Origin of the sequence: Kangiella sp. (assembly GCF_014762745.1) — a bacterium.
In the GTDB taxonomy this organism is placed as follows: domain Bacteria; phylum Pseudomonadota; class Gammaproteobacteria; order Enterobacterales; family Kangiellaceae; genus Kangiella.
On the sequence record NZ_JABURJ010000047.1, the window covers coordinates 1 to 16,190 of the forward strand.

Genomic DNA, 16,190 nt, shown 5'->3' on the forward strand with positions numbered 1-16,190 from the left:
CGATGTAATTCGCTGCTGACATCTTTCAGTAAGTTTATGAGTAAGTAATCCTTTGTAGACGAAATACCGCTGATAGCTGTTCGCTCATCGGGAACCAGAACTTCGGTAAAGCTCTTTTTACCTTTTAAGTAATCATTGATATCAATAGAGAGGAGTGAGGCCTGTTCATAGGTTTTATCGCCTATAGTCCAGTCTGATTTTAACTCTAATAATAATTGTCCATTATTAATCGCTCTAAATGAACTGTCTTTTGGTCGATCGAGTTGAGTCAGACCATCATCATTGAGTAAGTAGATTTCTGATGTGTAAAAATCCAGGCCTTGATAGATAAGCTTATAAGACTCATCCTTATCACGTGTGACAAAGCCCTGAACTGCAACATCAGATTGGTTACCAGAAAATATAGTAGTCGCTTCTTCAAGCTTCTGTCCGCGCTTCCAAACTTTGACGATGCGTGGGTAGCCTGAGTCGGTTAAACTGCCGGAACCAAAGTCGGTTCCTACAAAAACAGTATTTTCATCAATCCAGCTCAGGTTACTTTTTGCTTCAGGTAATTGAAACCCACCTTTTACAAAGCTTTTGTTTTCAACGTTAAACTCACGCACAACTGTTGCGTCAGCGCCGCCGCGAGAAAGACTAACTAGACACAGTTTGTAATCTGGGTACAAGCAGTTTGAGCCTTTATAGACCCAGTTTTCGTTCTCTTTTTCTGCTAGCGCATCAACGTCTAGAACAACTTCCCACTTTGGGCTCTCTTTTTTGTACTCTTCAAGAGTAGTGCGACGCCATACTCCTCGCACATTGTCCTCGTCGCGCCAGAAGTTATAGAAATAACCATTCATTTCAGTAACGTACGGAATGCGCTCATCCGAATTTAATATGTCCAGGTTGGATTCATATAAATCCTGGTAAAGAGGTTGAGATTGCAGGTAGCTTAATGAGACTTTATTGTTCTCTTCGACCCACTCAAGGGCTTTTTTACCTTCGACTTCTTCTAGCCAGATATAAGGATCATTAGGTTCTTTGGCGGAAACTGAAGTAGCTAATAAGCCACTCAGCAAGCCAGTTAACAGTAGTTTATTCATTGTTTTTTCCACAGAGGCCTCCAAAAATGCGCACTAAATCTATCAAGTATTTCCAATACAAAATCGCCATTGAGCATAGCAAAGGGCAAAGTATTCGGCTAGGATACAAATGTGTAGAAATATTACTGAAGAAGGTTATGAAGCAACTCGCATTGGCATTATTAATACAAGTTTGTTTTTCCTCGACTATACAGGCTACTCAAATTGAGTCTAAATCATTAGAAGAACTCGTTCTTGAAAGTGATTTTATTCTAGAGGTGTTCGTTGCCGATGTTTATGGAAAAGATAGGTATGAAGCTATTATTAGAAACCCTGAAATGGAAACAGGGCCAAGCTTAGAGAATAGAATTATTCTGAATGTTTGCGTTAAAGATGTCTTTTATAAAGTCAAATCAATTGATATACCAAGTTGTTTTGAAGTGAGACTATGGAAACGATGGCACTTATCATTAGGTTCAATACTTGAATATAAGTCTAAAGAGGTGCTGTTGTTACTCAAAGGCGAAGGTTTGAAGTTTGTTCATCCAGGTCACTTTATTTGGCCTTTAGATAAGAAAGATGAAATCTTAGAGTTAATAAAAAAGCGTGATACCGAGTGATATCACGCTTTTCTAAGAGACTAGTTGCTTGAATTAGCGAGCTAACTGTAAGTCTTCAATCACAGCTGCCAGGAAGCGGGCTGCTTCACCGCCAGTACAGGCGCGGTGATCGAAAGTTAAGGACAACGGCAACATTTTTGCGTTGGTGATGCCTTTATCCGTTAGCTTGAGCTCGTTACGGAAACGGCCAGTACCAAGAATTGCTACCTGAGGTGGCGAAACCACCGGAGTACCATAACGACCGGCGATTGAGCCAAAGTTTGAAAGGGTGATGGTCGCATTTTGCTGATCATCTTGTTTCAAAGACTTGGTTTCAATCTTTTCACGTAACTCTTGAACTCGAGCGCGAACCCCTGCCATATCCATGCGATCTGCGTTATGAACGACCGGTACATATAAACCGTCCGGAGAATCTACTGCGATACCGACATTGACGTTAGGGTGCAATAAGCGTTCGAAGTTTTCACCATCAAACCAGGCATTCATAGCTGGTACCTGCTTTGCAGCGGTAACAATGGCGCGAACATAACGAGCTAAAGAGTCTGTACCTTTTGGCCATGCTGTAATATCAGCATCTTCAACCAGACTGGTAGGAACGACAGTAGCATGTGAATTTGCCATACCCATTGCCATGGCGCGACGAACACCACGCACTTTCTCTGGCTGCACTTCAAGGCTCACAGCAGGCAAACCTTTGGCTTGTTGCGGAGACATCGCTGGTTGTGACTGGCGTGGAGCAGTAGAACCGCCTTTAGAAGCCTGCTCAACATCATCACGGGTAATCGAACCTTTGCGACCTGTCGGATTACAATCGCCCAAATCAACACCAAGTTTACGTGCTAATGCACGTACTGCAGGCGAGGCTTTATAGGCAAGAGGGTTTGAAGTATCAACACCGGCTGTCTGTTGTGGTTGCTCTGCCGTAGTAGTTGAGGCAGTAGCTCCTGACTTAGCGGCTTCTCGTACATCTTTCTGTGTGATAGCGCCATCTTTGCCAGTGCCTTTAACTTTTGTTAAGTCCACTTTCAATTTTTTGGCTAGTGCTTTAACAACAGCGTTAGCGGTTTCAGCGACAACGTGATTGCCGACTTCAACGGCGCCAACCACAGTGCCACTATCAGCGCGCTTTTCTTCGCCAGCTTCCTTTGCAGGAGCGGCAGGTTTGCTGGAACCGCCTGTTCCTCCAAATTCTACAAGTGGTGCACCTACTTCGATAACGTCACCGGCCTGGCCATAAAGCTTAGACACTTTGCCAGCAAAAGGAGAGGGCACTTCAACTACGGCTTTAGCAGTCTCCATTTCTACCATCGGCTGATCAACGGTAACCGTATCGCCTTCTTTGACTAGCCAACGCACGATTTCCGCATCTGGCAAACCTTCACCTAAATCCGGAAGTAAGAAAGTGTCGCTACCAGCAGCAGGAGCTGATGTTTGTGAGGGTGCTTCATCTTTTGTGGGTTCAGCAACTGGTGCTGGCTCAGGTGCGTCTTCAGCAACTTCACCAACCTCACCAAAGGTCACTAAAACAGCGCCTACATCAATGACATCACCTTCATTGCCATGCAATTTACTGATACGACCGGCGAAAGGAGAAGGCACTTCAACCACGGCTTTAGCAGTTTCCATCTCGACCATTGGCTGGTCGACAGTTACTTCATCACCTTCTTTAACTAACCAGCGTACGATCTCCGCATCTGGTAAGCCTTCACCTAAATCGGGTAAGTTAAACTGTTTCATTTGTACTCCATGATTTTGCGTGCTTCATCGAGGATGCGATCCACGGTCGGCATGTATTGTTTTTCTAAGCGGTAGTATGGCATGACAGTGTCGTAACCTGATACTCGACCAATCGGTGCGAGTAAGCTTAGGATGGCTTTTTCTGCAATCTCCGCGGCAATTTCAGAGCCAATAGAGCCAGATTTTGGTGCTTCCTGAACGATACATACACGACCTGTTTTCTGTACAGACTCAAGAATGGTGTCCATATCAATAGGGCTGATTGTCGCTACATCGATCACTTCAGCATCTATGCCTTCTGCTGCTAGTTTTTCAGCAGCCTGCAAGGTTTCATGCATCATGGCACCCCATGAAATTAGAGTGATGTCCGAACCTTCACGATCAACGAAGCAGGCTTCCAATGGATACTCTTCGCCATTGTCTTCAACTTCGTGTTTAACGATACGGTAAACACGTTTTGGCTCAAGGAAAATCACCGGATCAGGATCGCGAATCGCCGCCAACATCAAACCATAAGCACGGCTTGGATTGGATGGGATAACCACCTTCAAGCCAGGAATATGAGCAAATAATGCTTCGGTCGACTCAGAGTGATGCTCAGGAGCGTGAATACCGCCGCCATAAGGCGCGCGAATCACCATTGGCAAAGTCAGACGGCCACGGGTACGATGGCGCATACGGGCTGCGTGACAGAAAATCTGATCAACTGCCGGAAAGATAAAGCCCATGAATTGCATTTCTGCAATTGGCTTCATGCCTTGTGCGGCCATACCAACGGCAAGGCCAGCAATCATTGACTCGGCTAGAGGAGAGTCGATGACACGGTCTGTACCATATTTCTTTTGTAGGCCATCGGTTGCACGGAATACACCACCATTTTTACCGACGTCTTCACCAAACAATACAACATCTTTATCATGCTCAAGCTCATAGGCCATTGCTGCATTGACTGCTTCAATTAAAGTAATCGCTGCCATTATTTTGCACCTCGCGCTTTTTCGGCCAGCTTGATCGCTGCTTCACGTTGTGGTTTTGTCAGTTCTGGTAGTTCCGCGTATAAGTGGTCGAACATTAATTCTGGACCAGGTTTTGGTGCCTCTTCATAAGCCTTAACTGCTGCATCAACTTCTTTAGCAATTTCAGCTTTCATGGCTTCTTCATCTTTATCAGACCAGGCTTTGTTCGCTTCGAGGTATTTGCGTAAACGAACCATTGGTTCATTTTTCCAGGCTTCTTCTTTTACTTTTGGATCATCATAGCGAGATGCATCATCTGCTGTTGTGTGATCACACAGACGGTAAGTGATGGCTTCAATCAAAGTTGGGCCGCCACCGTTACGCGCTTTTTCAAACGCATATTCCGCAACCTGTTTTACTGCGATGATGTCATTACCGTCAACTTGCACGCCTTCGATACCAGCTGCGATAGCTTTTTGTGCATAGGTTTCACAAGCGGTCTGGATTTCAGTCGGTACAGAAATTGCCCATTGGTTGTTGTTAACCATGAATACAACACCAAGATTCCAGATGCCAGCAACATTAATACCTTCATAGAAGTCGCCTTCCGAAGTACCACCTTCACCTATCTCAGTGGCAACTGCCCGTTTCTGGCCGCGCATTTGAATCGCTTTGGCAACACCGGAGGCATGAATGATCTGGTTAGCAATAGGTACACAGATTGGGAAGTCTTCTTTAGCAACAGAATAATTCGAACCGCTTTCATCACCGCCCCAATAAAGAAGGATTTCTTCCATGGTGATGCCGTGTTTCAGCATGGCACCGGTTGAGCGGTAATAAGGAATAAGGACGTCTTCAGCAGTCATTGCATCGCCATAACCAATGCCGATAGCTTCCTGACCTAATGAAGCAGGGTAGGTACCCATTTTACCGGTACGTTGTAAGGCATATGCTTTTGCATCAAAAGCACGTAATAGAGCCATATCGCGGTAAAGTTGACGCATTTTATCCATGTCTTTGGCAAATGCGGGTAGTTCCTGGGTTGGTTTACCCTGAGGATCAAGATACTGGTGGTACTTGATTTCAAAAGAAGCAACAGTTGTAGTCGTCAAGGCTACATTCTCCTAAGGTTACTGGGAAAGTTGGTTCACAGTTTTGGTCTAATCGAACCTTCTCGCAAAATTTGTTCGATTATACGTGATTTATAAAGCTTTTTCGTTAACGGTTTATGAAGAGTGATTTTTTATCAGTCACTTTTAAAATATACTTATTTTTGAATAAGTTAGAGCATTCGCTCAGCCGTTAATTTGAGCTTTCCCATGGTTAAAAACAGCTGTTTTCGGTGGCGATTGTACGGATTTTTAAGGCTTTTGTATAGTGACTGGCTCTTCTGACCAGTGATCCATCAATTCTGTTGCGGCTTGTCGGTCAATGGATTATTAAAACTTATCCAAAATTAGTACTTTTTTATCTAAATTCAGGCAGTTATTAAGTTGTAACCCACACCCATAACTAGAAATAAGTATGTGTGCTCAGGCCTTAATATCCATCTCAAAATAGGCATGCTGTGGGCAGAAAGCCAGACCCCTGACGCAGTTCTTGTTGCACTGTTTCCATTTACAGATTTCAAAGCTTAAGCCGCCGTGATTTTGAACCATCAGATCAATACGCGCATGGGTCGTGTCGAGCTTTTTCCAGGCCGCCCGATCAGCAACTTTGACACAAATCCCAATCTGATTAGCTTTGGCAATATCAATGTGCCAGAGTTGACCACATTCTGGGCACTGATTCAGACAGGCCCATTGCGATGGGTTCCAGTCCACTTCATCAAGTCCATGTAACGGGTGTTGAGGATTGTTGCTGATAATTTCATCATCACCGAGCAGGATATCAGCTAAGGTTGAGCATTGGCACATAATGTAAACTTTATATCGGTTATTTGTTTTTGGCGAAGTCTTTTATATCGGATAAGGTGCATGATTGCTACAATAGCGGCAATTTACTTTAATAATTTTCTTGGACTTCCTACTTAGAGCTTTTATGAAAACCAGCGATAGTATCCCAGTAAAATACCGCAAAGATTATAAACCCTCAGCCTTCCTTATTGATGAGGTCAATTTAAGTTTTGAATTGTTTGATCAGCATTCGATTGTCACTGCTCGTTTGAAGTTGCAGGCCAATCCCGTTGCGGAGGTAGCGGACAGTCTGGTGCTGGATGGTGAGGAGCTTGAGTTGCTCGAAATCTCGGTCGCTGGGCAGAAGCTAGTGCAGGAACAATATGAAGCTGACTCAGAACAACTGACTATCTGGCTCAATAAAATTGATGGTTTGGATTATCTGCAGGCGTCTTTTGAGCTGGTTACTAAAGTCAAAATTTATCCTGCACAGAATACCAGCCTTGAAGGTTTATATTTATCAAGTGGTAAGTTTTGTACTCAGTGCGAGGCCGAAGGTTTCCGCAAGATTACCTATTATCTGGATCGTCCTGACGTAATGAGTATCTTCACGGTACGAATTGAAGCCGAAAAAAAGAAGTATCCGTATTTGTTGTCGAACGGGAATCAAATCGAACATGGCAGTTTAGCCAACGGCCGTCACTATGCTATCTGGCAGGATCCATTTCGTAAACCGAGCTATCTGTTTGCATTGTGTGCCGGTGACTATGACTTGCTGGAAGATCATTTCAAGACTCAGTCAGGACGGGATATTAAACTTGAAATCTATGTCGATAAAGGAAAGCTTGAGCAATGCCATCATGCAATGGCCTCATTGAAAAAAGCCATGGTCTGGGATGAAGAAGTATTTGGTCTGGAGTATGACCTTGATATCTACATGATAGTGGCGGTTGGTGATTTCAACATGGGGGCCATGGAAAATAAAGGCCTTAATATTTTCAATACCAAATATGTGTTGGCACACCCTGAAACGGCAACAGATCAGGATTTTGAAGACGTCGAAGCTGTGATTGCCCATGAATACTTCCACAACTGGACCGGCAATCGAGTAACCTGTCGCGACTGGTTTCAACTGAGTTTGAAAGAGGGGTTGACTGTTTTCCGTGATCAGCAGTTTACTGCTGACCAGACCGATCATGCGGTTAAGCGTATCGAAGACGTTAAAGTGATTCGCTCGCACCAATTTGCTGAAGATGGCGGCCCGATGGCGCATCCGATCCGTCCGGACAGCTATATCGAGATGAATAACTTTTATACCGTTACCGTATACAACAAAGGAGCCGAAGTGATTCGAATGTATCACACCTTGTTAGGTGCTGATGGTTTCCGTCGAGGTATGGATTTGTATTTTGAGCGACACGACGGACAGGCGGTCACTTGTGAAGACTTTGTCAGTGCCATGGAGGATGCCAATGACTACGATCTGAAGCAGTTCAGACGTTGGTATTCACAGGCTGGAACGCCGGAAGTAACGGTAACCAGCGAATATGATGAGTTACACAAAAAGCTGACTTTGAGTATTGGACAGGTCTGTCCCGACACGCCCGGGCAATTCAATAAAGAGCCGTTTCATATTCCTTTGAAGCTTGGTTTACTTGATAAAGGAGGCAATGATTTACCGCTTGAGCTGGTTTCTGACAAGGAGCAGTTAACTGGTGACATTTTGCACCTGACAAAGCCGGAACAGACTTTTGAATTTATTGGCGTTGCCCATAAGCCAGTGCTGTCTTTATTGCGTAATTTCTCCGCACCAGTGCGCCTGTTCTGTGACTATAACGACCATGAGCTGGCGTTTCTGTATGCGCATGATAATGACCCCTTTAATCGCTGGGAAGCAGGGCAGCGCTTGTTTACCCGTGTGATTTGGCAGCTGTGTGCCGAACAGGAAGCGGGAGAGCCGATGCAGTTTCCGCTGCATCTGGTCAATGCGGTTCAGAATATACTGTCAGATGACTCTTTGGATGGCCGTTTCAAGGCTCTGGCTCTGACGCTGCCTGATATTAAGGCGCTGATTGAAGAAGTCGAGCGGGTCAATCTGGATCACCTTATTGCAGCACATGATTTCCTTAAACGTGAATTGGCCAAACATTTGGAGATGGATTGGCTGGTGCATTATCAGGGCAATCATCACCTGGGTGACTTCCAACAGGATAAGGCTGCCATCGCAAAACGCGCTTTTGCCGGTGTTTGCCTGAGTTATCTGGTTGCCCTCGATAAGCCCAAAGCTTATGAGCTGGCGGTTAGTCAGTTGGCGAACAGTAACAATATGACGGATGCAGAAACGGCTCTACAGTTGCTTATGCATTCTAATTATGATCATAAAAAGCAGATAGCTGACGACTTTTATCGAAAATGGCAGAATGAAGAGTTGGTGGTCAATAAGTGGCTGTCTGCCCAGGCGACTGACCCAACCGATAGAACTATTGAACGGGTAGAGAGCTTAATCCAGCATCCCGCCTTTGATATTAAGAATCCTAACAAGGTTCGCTCTGTGGTGGGAGCTTTTGCTGGTTCGAACCTGCCGCAGTTTCACCGCAAGGATGGCAAGGGTTACGTTTTTCTGGCAGAACAAATTAAACAGCTTTACAGCGTAAACCCACAAACGGCTGCTCGTTTAACCGGGGCCTTTAACCGCTGGAAGAAGTTCGATGATGAGCGTCAGCGCTTGATGTGCGAGCAATTACAGGGTATTTTGCAACTGCCTGATCTGTCCAAGGATGTTTACGAAATCGCAAGCAAAGCTTTGGGCTGATTCAAACAAACCAATTAAAGTACGAGTTAAGTTATGGCAATTATTAGATGTATTGTATGTAGCAAGCGCATTTCGAGCAAAGCGGAAGTCTGCCCTCATTGTGGTGCCGTGCTCAAAGGCTCAAGTGAAGAGCAACTGGAGCGCGCCATGCATATCCAAAAATTGAAGCGAAATCGTCGCTTACAGAGTTATTCGTTTTTAGCCATTCTGTTATTCGCTGCAGGTTTTTTATTGAAATATGTCCATCCAGAGAAAAATGCTGAGTTATGGGTATTGGCTTCGCATTACATGATTGCTGCCGGCTTTATCGGTTATATAGCCATGCGTGTCTGGCTGATGTTCAATAAAAAGAAGTAGTTACAGAATTTATTTAGAAAACCTGTCAATTCCATTATTAAAGTGTTTTTCGGAGAACTAGATTGAAAAAAGTGAATGTCGCTATTGTCGGCGCTACGGGTGCGGTCGGTGTTACGATCCGTGAGATCCTGGAAGAGCGTGATTTTCCAGTTGAGAACTTATACTTGCTTGCAAGCGAGCGCTCGGCAGGAGAGCGCGTTATGTTCAAGGGTAAGTCGGTTCGAGTAGAGAATCTTGCAGACTTTGACTTTTCCAAAGCCGATATTGGATTATTTTCAGCTGGTGGTGACATTTCAGCAGAATATGCACCAAAGGCGGCAGAAGCGGGTTGCGTGGTGGTGGATAACACTTCTCACTTCAGATATGACGACGATATTCCATTAGTGGTTGCTGAAGTTAACCCTGAGCGAATTGCCGATTATAAAAACCGAGGCATTATTGCTAACCCTAACTGCTCAACTATGCAGTTGCTGGTGGCGTTAAAGCCGATACAGGATGACGTTGGAATTGAGCATATCAATGTCTGTACCTACCAGGCAGTTTCTGGTTCTGGCCATAAAGCTGTTGAGGAGTTAGCCAGCCAAACAGCTCAATTACTTAATGGTCGAGAAGCTACTCACAAGGTTTACGACAAGCAGATTGCTTTCAATGTGTTACCGAATATCGACAAGATTCAGGATAATGGCTACACCAAAGAAGAAATGAAGATGGTGTGGGAAACTCATAAGATCTTCGAAGATCCCTCAATTGGGGTTAGCCCAACCGCGGTGCGAGTACCTGTCTTCTACGGGCATTCAGAGGCCGTGCATATTAAAACTCGAGTACCACTCGACGTTGAACAGGCTCGACACCTGTTGAAAAACGCACCTGGTGTTACAGTTGTTGATGATATGGATAAGCTGGATTATGCGACGCCAGTAACCCATGCCAGCGGTAAAGATGATGTGTTTGTCAGCCGTATTCGCCAGGATGTTGGCATGCAAAATGGGCTGGCAATGTGGATTGTTTCCGATAATGTTCGCAAAGGTGCGGCATTGAACACAGTTCAAATCGCTGAAATACTTGTAAAAAATTACTTATAGCCGCAAAATTAGTACTTAACAATAGCTAACTTAAAGTATAATCTTAAGTTCTGACCTCAGAGCCAAACATCGTTTGGCTTTTGGTTAGAACTTTATTTAGGGTATTTAAGAGGGAGCACTTATGTTTCGTAAATTAGCTGCGACTGTCGCTGTATCGACGGCACTAATGACTTCTCAGGCCTGGTCGCTTGGACTTGGAGAACTGAAAACTGAATCAGGTCTAAACCAACCACTCAATGCGGAAATTGTTCTCCTTTCTTCAAAGGATCTTCAAGAATCTGATTTAAGAGCTAAAATCGCATCTTTTGAAGCCTACGAGCGATATGGCGTAACGCGTGAGCCATTCCATAGCTTGCTACGTTTTGAGGTCTACAGTAAAGGCGACGGCTCAAAGGCGATTCGAGTTTCCAGTGACTCCCCAATTAAAGAACCCTACGTTAATATTATTATCGAATTAGATTGGCCGCAGGGTAAGTTGATGCGTGAATACACGCTGTTGCTTGATCCTCCTGTATTCAATAAAACCACTCCTGTGGTCAGCTCCGAACCAAGTCAAACTCAGGTGACGCCTACTCAGCGTCCATCGCGTGTTACCGAAGAAGTTAAACGAACTACTGAACCGACTAAAACAACACAGCGCGAACCTGAGGTTTCTCAAGAACCCAAGCAAACCGTTTCAGAACCTGTAGCCAGAGCGGAGGCAACCCAGCGCCGTTCAGCGCCAGTATTTGATGGCAACAGCTGGAGTGTTGGCAGAGGACAGACTTTGTGGAGCATTGCCAGCCAGGTAAGACCGAACAATGCGACCGTACAACAAACTCTGATTGCTTTGTATCGCAGTAACCCTGATGCCTTTATCAATAACGATATCAACCGCCTCAAAGCAGGTTATAAGTTAAGCGTTCCCGAGCAATCTTATATTGATGGTATTAGCCACGCTGAAGCTCTTAGCGAGTATCGCAAGTCATTATCAGGTAACCAGGCACCTCTGGATGTTCGTAAGACGGTTACCGAAACGGAAGCTCGTAATGACTCTACGACACAAGGCGGGCGCTTAAGTATTGCCAGTGTTGAAGATAGCTCTCTCAATCAGGCTGGCGGTTCGGAAACAGACTCCGATTCTGTTGATGAGTTACAGAATGAAGTGAATACTCTCAGAGAAGCTGTTGAAACTCTAAAGCTCCAAAACCAACAGCTTAAAGAAGAACTGGAAGCTAAAGATGAGTTGGCTGACACAGGCGTTCAGCTTGAAGATGATACTTTAGCGGTCTTGTCTGGAAGTGCTGAGGTTGCAGAGGATAGTTTGCCGATTGATTCACCACAAGAGCAGGAAACGATAGAAGAGTCTGCAGCGGATGAGGCTGATAGTGCAATTGCACAAGCTTCAGAGCCAGAAACCAGCTCGCAATCGACACCTTCAAATAAGTCACAGACTAGAGAAGAATCATTCTATGAAGCTGATGGCTTCTGGTATTGGGCTGGTGGTGGTCTATTGGCTTTATTGGTATTGGCCGGTGGTGCAGTCTATTGGCGTAATCGTCAGCCTCCAGAAGAGGGGGAATCAAGTTTAATTCCATCTTTCGGTGGCTCTGGCGCTAAAAAAGAACCCGTGTCACCGCGAGACTCATTCCTCAATAAAGACAAAATGAAACTTGATGACGCTCCTTCTGATCCAATCAGCGAGGCCGATGTTTTAATTGCTCGCGGCAAAATGACCGAAGCAAATCATGTGTTGGAACAGGCGTTATCAAAAGATCCAGATAATGACGAAATACGCGTCAAGTATATGGAAATTTTAGCCAGCCAGAAAAATGCGACTAAGTTCCATGAGTTGAAAAAAGGACTTTCAAAAGATTTTGATCATGATTCCAAACTGGGTCTTAAAGTGGCCAGCCTGAGCTCTTTGGTTGAGCCGGTAAAAGCAGCTGCATCAGAGCCTAAACCTGAGGCTAAGCTGCCTGATGAAGATGATGTGTTTGGTTATGACCAGCCGAATGAAGGCGAAGCCATTGATGTTGATTTAAGTTCTGAGCTTGAAGCTACTGAAGAGCCGGAGGTTGATACGACTTCAGCGGACGACTCTCTCGATTTCGACCTGAGCGATTTTGAGAAAGAAGTAGAAGAAACCGCTAATGAGGAAAAACTGAAAGCAGAGCCTGTGAAACCGATAGCTGAGTCTGATAATAGTATTGATTTCTCGCTTGATGATGAAGATAAGGTTACCGAAGAATCTGACTCTATGTCATTTGAACCAGTTGATGACAACGAGTCAGCTATTAGTGAAGATGAAGTACAGACTAAGCTTGAGCTGGCAAAGGCCTATTTAGAGATGGGTGACGAAGATTCTGCAAAAGATATTTTGCAGGAAGTTCAGAAGGAAGGTAATGCTGCTCAAAGTGAAGAGGCGGCTAAACTGCTGGCTAAACACTAGTTTAACCAGGCTATAATTTAGCGTTAGTAAATAGCACCGGGTTTTTGCCCGGTGTTATTCATTTATCATCATGTTAAAGAGACTGAAGCTATGGCTAGAGTCGCACTCTGTATTGAGTACGATGGACACAGGTATCACGGTTGGCAACGCCAATCGCACGCGCTTTCGGTACAGCAAACCTTAGAGCAGGTTTTATCCAAGATTGCTGATCAGCCGATAGAAGTATTTTGTGCGGGCAGAACTGATACGGGTGTACATGCTACTGGGCAGGTTATTCACTTTGAACTGAGTAATGAGCGACCACTAAAGGCATGGACCATGGGCGCAAACACTCAGCTGCCAGATGACATTGCGGTCAGGTGGGCACACACAGTATCGGATGAGTTTCACGCCCGATTCAGCGCTACTGCCCGACGTTACCGCTATATTATTGCCAATACCGCGACAAGGCCAGCCATTGCGCGAGCAGGGCTGACCTGGTGTCGAGCACCGCTTGATATCGATGCCATGAATGACGCCTGTCAGTTTTTCCCCGGAGAACAGGATTTTGCTGCCTTTCAGGCAGCCAGCTGCCAGTCTCGAACCTCTTTCCGTAATATTCATCATCTGTTTGTTGAGCGTATCGGGCAGTTTGTGGTCATAGATATTAAGGCGAATGCCTTTTTACATCATATGGTGAGAAACATAGCCGGTAGCCTTATCGAAATCGGACGCCACAGCCAACAGCCCGAATGGGCAAGACAGTTACTGGTTGGCAAAGACCGAACTCAGGCTGCCCCAACAGCCAGTCCAAATGGACTCTATCTTGTGGATGTTGACTATCCAGAAAGCTTTGGTTTGCCAAGAGTCCCAATGGGGCCATTGTTTTTACCAGAATAGTGTTGCCGGTCGAATTTCTTTGAAACAGGTTTTAGAGTTGTTAATGAGTCGACAAAAGCTCGAAGTGGTTAAACCAGAGCATTATTCCGTTTGCCATGAAACCTGTTACAATGCGTGCAATTTCTTATTCGACTAATGAAAAACTGAAAATATGAGTTGGTTAGAGCGATTATTACCGAAGCGTAACCCAGAGGGTTCGCAAAAAAAGAAGTCCATTCCTGAAGGGGTGTGGAGTAAATGTACCGCTTGCGAGAGCGTTCTTTACTATGCTGAGCTGGAACGTAGCCAGCAGGTTTGTCCAAAATGCAATAATCATATGCGTATTAAAGCGCGTACTCGATTAGAGTTGTTTATGGATGAATCTAATCGTAAAGAAATCGGCGCCAATATGAAGCCGGTGGATATGCTTAAATTTCGTGACTCCAAGAAATATAAAGATCGTATTGCTGGCGCACAAAAGAAAACTCATGAGAACGATGCCCTAATTGCTTTTAAAGGCACGGTTAATGATGTTCCGGTTGTGGCCTGTGCCTTTAACTTTGAGTTTATGGGTGGCTCGATGGGTTCGGTCGTCGGCGAGAAATTTGTGCGTGCCGTGAATGCGGCGATTGAAACTCGTTCAGCGTTAGTCTGCTTCTCCGCCAGTGGTGGTGCGCGTATGCAGGAAGCCTTAGTTTCTTTGATGCAAATGGCTAAAACCAGCGCTGCATTGGCCAAGCTTTCTGAAGCAAAACTTCCCTATATCTCAGTCCTTACCGACCCAACCATGGGCGGTGTTACCGCTAGTTTGGCTATGCTTGGCGATGTTCATATTGCTGAGCCAAAAGCCTTGATTGGCTTTGCGGGCCAGCGAGTGATTGAGCAAACGATTCGCGAAAAGCTGCCTGAGGGCTTCCGTTTAAGCGAATTCTGGTTGGAGCATGGTGCGATTGATATGATAGTTGATCGTCGTGATATGCGGGACACGGTTTCTCGTCTTGCGGCCAAATTTTTGAACCTCTCCAAGCCAGCTGCCTGATTGTTTGTAAGACAGTGCAGTGAGCGCCTCCCCAGATTTTGATACGCTAGCTGAATGGATAGCCTGGCTCGAACAGGCTCATCCCATTCATCATATTGAACTGGGGCTCTCCCGAATTAAACAAGTAGCCGAACGGCTGGATCTGCTTGAGCTAAATTGCCCTGTGATTACAGTGGCGGGTACTAATGGCAAGGGTACTGTTGTTGCAGCTCTCGAATCTATAGCCATTGAGCATGGCTTGTGCGTTGCCAGCTATACCTCTCCTCACTTATTAAAATTCAACGAGCGAATAAAGTTTGATGGTCAGTCTGTGACTGACGCTGAGCTGGTAAGCGGATTCAAAGCTATAGCACAACAGCAGCAGGATATTCCTTTAACGTATTTCGAATTTACTACCTTAGTTGCATTTTGGCTGTTCAAACAGAGAAGCCTTGATCTGGTTGCTCTTGAAGTAGGCTTAGGCGGTCGTATGGATGCGGTCAATATTATTGACCCCGATGTTGCTGTGATTACTTCGATTGGCCTGGATCATGTCGCCTGGTTGGGCGATACGCTGGAAAAAGTGGCGCATGAAAAAGCTGGAATTATGCGTGCGCAAACCCCGGTAGTGATTGCTGATCCTGCTACAGACAATTTGCTATTGCCTGAAGTGGCTGATAAACAGGCAATAAGTTACTTGGCTCAGGATGACTATCTGTTTCGAGAAGCGGACCAAGGTTGGGACTTTAAAGCGGAAATTAAGGGCAAAACCTATTCATTTTCTGATTTGCCAAATAATGATTTATTAATCTCAAATCTTGCTGCTGCGTTGCAGGCTTTTACTCTATTGTTCTCAGGAGTAGTAAGCGAAAGCGCTTTGCAGCTAGCGTTTCAAAAACTTCAGTTTGTTGGTCGATTTCAATATTTATCCAGAGAGCCACTTGTCATTGTTGATGTGGCGCATAACCCTGACTCAGCGCGGGTGCTGAACGAAAAGCTGGAACAACTTAAGCATCGTGGAGTAGAGCGTGTCAGCGCTATATGCGGTATGCTTAAAGACAAGGATATCACCAGTTGTTTAGCGCATTGCACGGCTGTCGATTATTGGTACTGTATCGACCTATCAGGTCCAAGAGGTGCCAAAGCTGATGAATTGGTCGAGAAATTACCTGAATTTGCTCGAAATAACGCAAAATCTTACCATTTGCTGGTTGATGCTTTTGAGGATTATTGGCAACATCAACTTCAGAATGAGGCATTGGTTGTTTTCGGTTCCTTTGTCACTGTAGGCTTGATGCTTGAAACTTGGGATGAGTTAAAGCAAAGATTGATAACCAGCGCGTAATATGAGGCTTGAGCT

General features: G+C 45.0%; 12 protein-coding genes and 1 pseudogene. 8 read left to right on the plus strand and 5 right to left on the minus strand.

Annotated features, from left to right (window positions below; all coding sequences use genetic code 11):
- Positions 1 to 1,085: pseudogene (locus HUJ19_RS03000) on the minus strand (S9 family peptidase); the annotation flags it as partial.
- A gap of 26 nt (positions 1,086 to 1,111) precedes the next feature.
- Between HUJ19_RS03000 and HUJ19_RS03005 the strand changes: the two are divergent.
- Positions 1,112 to 1,684 carry a hypothetical protein gene (locus tag HUJ19_RS03005; protein ID WP_290622206.1) on the plus strand — a complete coding sequence of 191 codons (573 nt, stop codon included), beginning with the start codon at positions 1,112 to 1,114 and terminating at the stop codon, positions 1,682 to 1,684.
- Positions 1,685 to 1,717: 33 nt separating this feature from the next.
- On the opposite strand, the gene HUJ19_RS03010 is transcribed toward HUJ19_RS03005, so the two are convergent.
- The 4 genes from HUJ19_RS03010 to HUJ19_RS03025 form a co-directional block, all read right to left on the minus strand.
- Positions 1,718 to 3,421, minus strand: coding sequence for a 2-oxo acid dehydrogenase subunit E2 (locus tag HUJ19_RS03010; RefSeq protein ID WP_290622207.1), 1,704 nt, complete (start codon positions 3,419 to 3,421; stop codon positions 1,718 to 1,720).
- On the minus strand, positions 3,418 to 4,398 hold the full coding sequence (locus HUJ19_RS03015) for an alpha-ketoacid dehydrogenase subunit beta (RefSeq protein WP_018624730.1): 981 nt from the start codon (positions 4,396 to 4,398) through the stop codon (positions 3,418 to 3,420). The genes HUJ19_RS03010 and HUJ19_RS03015 overlap by 4 nt, the downstream gene beginning before the upstream one ends.
- Positions 4,398 to 5,489, minus strand: coding sequence for a pyruvate dehydrogenase (acetyl-transferring) E1 component subunit alpha (gene pdhA / locus HUJ19_RS03020; RefSeq protein WP_290622208.1), 1,092 nt, complete (start codon positions 5,487 to 5,489; stop codon positions 4,398 to 4,400). Before pdhA ends, HUJ19_RS03015 begins: the two co-directional genes overlap by 1 nt.
- 420 nt (positions 5,490 to 5,909) lie before the next feature.
- Complete coding sequence (locus HUJ19_RS03025) at positions 5,910 to 6,293, minus strand: metal-binding protein (protein ID WP_290622209.1); 384 nt, start codon at positions 6,291 to 6,293, stop codon at positions 5,910 to 5,912.
- 124 nt (positions 6,294 to 6,417) lie between these two features.
- Here HUJ19_RS03025 and pepN point away from each other — a divergent pair, with 124 nt between their 5' ends.
- The 7 genes from pepN to folC all read left to right on the plus strand — a co-directional run bounded on the left by pepN (position 6,418) and on the right by folC (position 16,175).
- The gene (pepN, locus tag HUJ19_RS03030) at positions 6,418 to 9,084 is read left to right on the plus strand and encodes an aminopeptidase N (RefSeq protein WP_290622210.1); all 2,667 of its coding nucleotides are present in this window, start codon (positions 6,418 to 6,420) and stop codon (positions 9,082 to 9,084) included.
- A gap of 33 nt (positions 9,085 to 9,117) precedes the next feature.
- Entirely contained in the window at positions 9,118 to 9,441 is a 324-nt protein-coding gene (locus HUJ19_RS03035; protein WP_290622211.1) for a hypothetical protein, read from the plus strand.
- A gap of 62 nt (positions 9,442 to 9,503) precedes the next feature.
- On the plus strand, positions 9,504 to 10,523 hold the full coding sequence (locus HUJ19_RS03040; protein WP_367273957.1) for an aspartate-semialdehyde dehydrogenase: 1,020 nt from the start codon (positions 9,504 to 9,506) through the stop codon (positions 10,521 to 10,523).
- 121 nt (positions 10,524 to 10,644) lie between these two features.
- Positions 10,645 to 12,954: a FimV/HubP family polar landmark protein gene (locus tag HUJ19_RS03045; protein WP_290622212.1), complete on the plus strand. Its 2,310-nt coding sequence runs from the start codon at positions 10,645 to 10,647 to the stop codon at positions 12,952 to 12,954.
- Positions 12,955 to 13,044: 90 nt separating this feature from the next.
- Entirely contained in the window at positions 13,045 to 13,833 is a 789-nt protein-coding gene (truA, locus tag HUJ19_RS03050) for a tRNA pseudouridine(38-40) synthase TruA (protein WP_290622213.1), read from the plus strand.
- Between the two features lie 151 nt (positions 13,834 to 13,984).
- A complete protein-coding gene (accD, locus tag HUJ19_RS03055; RefSeq protein WP_290622214.1) occupies positions 13,985 to 14,851 on the plus strand; it encodes an acetyl-CoA carboxylase, carboxyltransferase subunit beta in 867 nt (288 codons plus the stop codon).
- 19 nt (positions 14,852 to 14,870) lie between these two features.
- Complete coding sequence (gene folC, locus HUJ19_RS03060; protein WP_290622215.1) at positions 14,871 to 16,175, plus strand: bifunctional tetrahydrofolate synthase/dihydrofolate synthase; 1,305 nt, start codon at positions 14,871 to 14,873, stop codon at positions 16,173 to 16,175.
- Positions 16,176 to 16,190: the final 15 nt, after the last annotated feature.

Coding starts and splice junctions, on each gene's coding strand:
- HUJ19_RS03025 (WP_290622209.1), bottom strand. CDS start 6,293: ATGTGCCAATGCTCAACCTTAGCTGATATCCTGCTCGGTGATGATGAA.
- pepN (WP_290622210.1), top strand. CDS start 6,418: ATGAAAACCAGCGATAGTATCCCAGTAAAATACCGCAAAGATTATAAA.
- HUJ19_RS03035 (WP_290622211.1), top strand. CDS start 9,118: ATGGCAATTATTAGATGTATTGTATGTAGCAAGCGCATTTCGAGCAAA.
- HUJ19_RS03045 (WP_290622212.1), top strand. CDS start 10,645: ATGTTTCGTAAATTAGCTGCGACTGTCGCTGTATCGACGGCACTAATG.
- accD (WP_290622214.1), top strand. CDS start 13,985: ATGAGTTGGTTAGAGCGATTATTACCGAAGCGTAACCCAGAGGGTTCG.
- HUJ19_RS03005 (WP_290622206.1), top strand. CDS start 1,112: ATGCGCACTAAATCTATCAAGTATTTCCAATACAAAATCGCCATTGAG.
- truA (WP_290622213.1), top strand. CDS start 13,045: ATGGCTAGAGTCGCACTCTGTATTGAGTACGATGGACACAGGTATCAC.
- HUJ19_RS03010 (WP_290622207.1), bottom strand. CDS start 3,421: ATGAAACAGTTTAACTTACCCGATTTAGGTGAAGGCTTACCAGATGCG.
- HUJ19_RS03015 (WP_018624730.1), bottom strand. CDS start 4,398: ATGGCAGCGATTACTTTAATTGAAGCAGTCAATGCAGCAATGGCCTAT.